Below are 4872 nucleotides of genomic sequence, written 5' to 3' on the forward strand. Positions count from 1 at the left end.
ATAGCGCTCCTTTTATACAGAAACGCACAATAGTGTTTGCTCAAAAACAATTTCGGGCATTGAAGGTATAAAGAATTTCTGCCTTATTTTAAATTCCGAATCCTGAATTCGGTTTTGTTTTGATTTTTTAATAATTCAGCCAGCTCGTCGGTATTTGTTTCGCCGAAGTGATACGGATAAAGCACTTTTGGTTGAAACATCTTAGTGGCATCGGCCACCATTTCTGGGGTCATTGTATAAGGCAGATTCATGGGCAGAAAAGCCACATCGATGTCTTTTAACCCGGCCATTTCCGGAACATTTTCGGTATCGCCGGCAACGTACACTTTCTTATCGCCAAAATGAAGCACGTAACCATTTCCCACTCCTTTTGGGTGAAAAGGTTTCCCGGCTTCGCGTTCGTGTTTTATATTGTAAGCGGGTACGGCGTCCACTTTAACTCCGGCAAAAGTTCCCGATTCGCCATTGCCAAGCACTTTGGTTCCGGTGTATTTTTTGTTGCAGGTTGTTGTGAGTACCACCTGGGTTCCCTCTTTCTTAACCGCATCAATTGCTTTGGCATCCAAATGGTCGCCATGCTCATGGGTTATCAGAATCAGATCGGCTTTTGGCATTGTTGCATAATCGGCATACCACGACACCGGATCGATATGAATCACTTTCCCGTTAAATTGCATCATCAGTGTTCCGTGAGCAATAAATGTAATTTCCAGTTCCCCTTCCGAAGTAGCGAAAACATCCTTTTCAAATTGCTGAGCCTGCACAGAAACGGCGAATAAAAATAGTGCTATCAGTGTAACTATATTCTTCATAACCTTTGCATTAAAATTTACCGTAATATAGGTATAAAATCATTTTTTTGCATCTTCCTTTATAAAAAACAGAACATATGTGTATGTTTCTGAGATCATTTAATTTGTACTTTCGGAATAAAATTCAAAAACTATCTGACATGAAAAGAATAACTCTACTGATTACCCTTGTTGCCCTTGTTTTCTCCCTTTCGGCCAGGGAATATTCGCTTGAATCTCCATCGGGGAAAATACAGGTTAAGGTGAATATTGACGAAACTGTTACCTACTCGGTGTTGCTAAACGGAACCCCAATTGTTGCGCCATCGCAGATTTCGATGGAATTGTACGATGGAACAGTTTGGGGAGTTGACGCCAAAGTGCGCAAAGCAAAAACCAACAGTGTATCGCAGGTGCTTACTCCGGTTGTGAAGCGAAAAAGCGCTACCATAAAAGACGAATACAAAGAACTGACTCTGACATTTAAAGGTTATGCCTTGCAATTCAGAGCGTACGACGATGGCGCTGCTTACCGTTGGGTGTCGGACAAAACCGGCGAATACAAAGTAAAAAGCGAGTTGGCTTCTTTCGTTTTTCCGGCCGACAAAAAACTGTGGTTTCCGGAAGAAGAAAGTATGATGACCCACCAGGAGCGTGAATACCTGCGCGAAACCCTGGCAAATATCGGTAGCGGCCGTTTTGCTTCGACCGGTTTATTGCTTGACTGCGGAAATGGCGTTAAAACCTACATTTCGGAATCGAACCTGATGGATTACCCGGGAATGTATTTACGTGGTTGCGATGAGAACAAATATGCGTTGATTGGAAAATATCCGGGTGTAGTTATTGAAACGGAACAAACTAGCGACCGCGATGTAAAACCAACAAAATATGCCGATTATATTGCCGAATGTAACGGCCCGCGCGAATTCCCGTGGCGTGCCATGGTAATTACCGAAAACGACGGCCAGCTGATAGAAACAGAAATGATTTACAAACTGGCTCCTGAGTGCAGATTGGAGAATACCGGCTGGATTAAACCCGGTAAAGTGGCATGGGACTGGTGGAATGCCAATAACATTTACGGTGTTGATTTTGTGGCCGGCGTAAATACCGAAACCTATAAATACTACATCGATTTTGCATCGAAATATGGATTGGAATACATCATTCTGGACGAAGGATGGTATGTGCTTTCTGATATTATGAAGCTGGAAAGAGATGTGGATGTAAAAGAGATTATCGATTACGGAAAAGAAAAAAATGTTGACGTAATTCTATGGGTAGTTTGGAAAGCTATGGACGACAAACTGGAGGAAGCACTTGATCAGTTTCAGGCGTGGGGAGCAAAAGGGATTAAAATGGACTTTATGCAACGCGACGACCAGTGGATGGTAAACTTTTACGAGAAAATTGCCCGCAAATGTGCCGAGCACAATTTATTGGTTGATTTCCACGGAGCTTACAAACCAAGTGGTTTGGACCGTGCCTACCCAAACGTAATTTCGTACGAGGGTGTTAAAGGAATGGAAAATGCCAAATGGTCGAACTTACCCGATCCGGAGCACGATGTAACTTTGCCTTTTATTCGTATGGTTGCCGGTGCAATGGACTACACTCCGGGGGCAATGATCAACAAAACAAAAGAGAATTTCGCGCAGGTATTTACCGAGCCAATGAGCCAGGGAACACGCTGCCACCAGTTGGCTTTGTACCCTGTTTTCGAAAGCCCGCTGCAAATGCTGGCCGATAACCCATCGAACTATTACCGCGAGCCGGAATGTATGGAATTCCTGGCGGCTGTTCCTGCCGTTTGGGACGAAACCCGGGTGCTGGAAGCTAAAGTTAGCGACTACGTTGCCGTTGCCCGCCGCTCGGGCGACAAATGGTTTGTGGGAGCTTTAACCGACTGGGATCCGCGTGAAATGGATTTAAAACTCGATTTCCTTGGCAATGGATCGTACACCATGAAAGTATGGAAAGACGGACTAAACGCCGATAAACATGCTGCCGATTTTGCCCAGGAAACGGTTGAAGTAAGTTCGGGTTCTACTGTAAAAGTTAAAATGGCTCCCGGTGGTGGCTGGGTGGCTATTATTGAGAAAAAATAGCTACGAGTAGCGAGACGCGAGTTTCGAGTATACAAGGATGCCATCCCTGTTTGAGGTTTCTCAGAGGGATGGCATCCTTTTTTCATTTCTGAAATGCCTTGTCAGCCAAGGCGGAAAATACTTTACAAGGCTGCAAAACGATATCCGGAGCGCCGGATTTTACATTACACCATTGTAACAACTCTTCGGCATTCTCGGAAAGAACATTTCGTTTGTGTAATACAATTTCCGCCTTGGCTGAAAACACATTACACACGTGTAAAATGATTTCCGTGCTTGCTGAAAATACATCTCAAGTGTGAAAAATGATTTCCGCAGCAACTGAAGAGATCTTTCATGTGTGCGGGAACATAACAGAGCCCACCGATAATACTTTTCTTAACTGTATAATATAAACCAACACCTCTGAAATTACTTCTCTTCGATGTGCAGAACCTACCAACACCTTAGTTGTTTAAACAAAAACAGCGGGCGACCAATACTGATTAGTCGCCCGCTGAACTATTTTAAGTATCGCAAAATACCTACTCTCTATTTTTCTTGCAGTACGAATTTTACTTTAAAAACAAGGGTTTCACCTTTAAACTCTGGAATATTCAATTTTGGTAGTTGAAGAATTACTCTTTTTGCTTCACGGTTAAATTTATCCTGTGCATCCAAAACTGTTGTATCATTCGCTTCATTTTGTTTATAAGCTACAACCACCACCTCATCAACTGGTACTGCGCCTTTAACAACTTTTTCATCAGCAGCGATGATGCTTCCACTGCTATTCACTTTAACATAGATTTTGCTAACGCCCGTAGCATTGGCTTCGACCAACTCCGTTGGATATTTTATCCTTTTCGCAATAAACCTTCGCAAATCCAGAACCGAGTTTATATCAGACAATTTTGTTCTAATAAGTATCACGCCGTCTTTAGCATCTTCGCCATAAGTTTCAACTGCCGAAGCATCTTTCAAAATGTCGATTGATTCAATATTTTCAGGATCGATGTCACCCATATCGCCGGTGTATTTTTCACCGTCGAGAAAAATCAAGGGAGATTTACCATTAAGATCGGCCTCACCTTTCAGTTTTATCGAAATAGCCCCGTTTTTAGCTATCGGGCCATATAGTTTGGTCGCACTTTCGTCTTTCAGCACTTCCATTGATTCTATTGTTTCCGGGTCGATATCGTTAATATCGCCATCGTATGGTACACCTTCAACAATGATTAAAGCATCTTCCATTTTAGCTTTGGCAGCGGCTTTTGTTGTAATAATAATTACGCCGTTTTTACCTTTATCGCCATATAAAATTTTAGCTTGTGCGTCTTTTAAAACAGAGATGGATTCAATATCTTCAGCGGAAATATGCGCCACATTGCCCATTTCTTTTCCATCAACGAAATACAATGGTGCCTCATCTGGCGAAGTCTCAAAAGCCAACTTATTGATTTCGATCTTTGGAAAACTCTCTTTGTTTTGATTTCCGAAACCAGATACTTTCACCTCATCAGATTCGCTGCTACCATCGGCTTTAAGCTTTACATCCAGTTGTGTTTTTCCATTTACGGCAGTTTCTTTCTTAGCAAAACCAAGCATCATAAATACCAGTTCGCCAAATTCATCGTCTGATTGTAATACATAATTCCCATTTATATCCGTGATGGTTCCAATGGATGTACCTTTCATCAACACAGCCGTTCCGGCAAGTGGTTTCCCGTTTTCATCGGTAACTTTTCCTTTTACCATGTTGGCTTTGGTCTTCACTGCCTTTACTTCCGGCTCTTTCGGTTTTCCGCTACCGTCGGCTTCTAATTTTACATTAATCTCGGTTTTTCCATCAACGTCAATCTTCTTTTCAGCATAACCAATCATTAAAAATACCAGCGTTGAGTTTTCATCGGTGCTTATTTCGTAGTTGCCTGCAAAATCGGAAATAGTGCCAGTTGTGGTTCCTTCTACCAATACGGCTACGGCCGGAA

3 protein-coding genes are annotated in these 4872 nt (G+C 42.5%); 1 reads left to right on the top strand and 2 read right to left on the bottom strand.

Annotated features, from left to right (window positions below; all coding sequences use genetic code 11):
* Positions 1-83: 83 nt before the first annotated feature.
* Positions 84-812 carry an MBL fold metallo-hydrolase gene (locus ABZB17_RS20575; RefSeq protein WP_372653178.1) on the bottom strand — a complete coding sequence of 243 codons (729 nt, stop codon included), beginning with the start codon at positions 810-812 and terminating at the stop codon, positions 84-86.
* Positions 813-952: 140 nt separating this feature from the next.
* Here ABZB17_RS20575 and ABZB17_RS20580 point away from each other — a divergent pair, with 140 nt between their 5' ends.
* On the top strand, positions 953-2902 hold the full coding sequence (locus tag ABZB17_RS20580; RefSeq protein WP_372653181.1) for a glycoside hydrolase family 97 protein: 1950 nt from the start codon (positions 953-955) through the stop codon (positions 2900-2902).
* Between the two features lie 531 nt (positions 2903-3433).
* Here the strand turns inward: ABZB17_RS20580 and ABZB17_RS20585 are convergent.
* A partial coding sequence (locus ABZB17_RS20585) for a carboxypeptidase-like regulatory domain-containing protein (RefSeq protein ID WP_372653184.1) occupies positions 3434-4872 on the bottom strand: 1439 nt, incomplete at its 5' end.

The organism is Draconibacterium sp., assembly GCF_041583095.1.
In the GTDB taxonomy this organism is placed as follows: Bacteria; Bacteroidota; Bacteroidia; order Bacteroidales; family Prolixibacteraceae; genus Draconibacterium.

Bases quoted from the DNA above. Each gene is read 5' to 3' on its own strand.
- ABZB17_RS20575 (WP_372653178.1), bottom strand. From the start codon at position 812: ATGAAGAATATAGTTACACTGATAGCACTATTTTTATTCGCCGTTTCT.
- ABZB17_RS20580 (WP_372653181.1), top strand. From the start codon at position 953: ATGAAAAGAATAACTCTACTGATTACCCTTGTTGCCCTTGTTTTCTCC.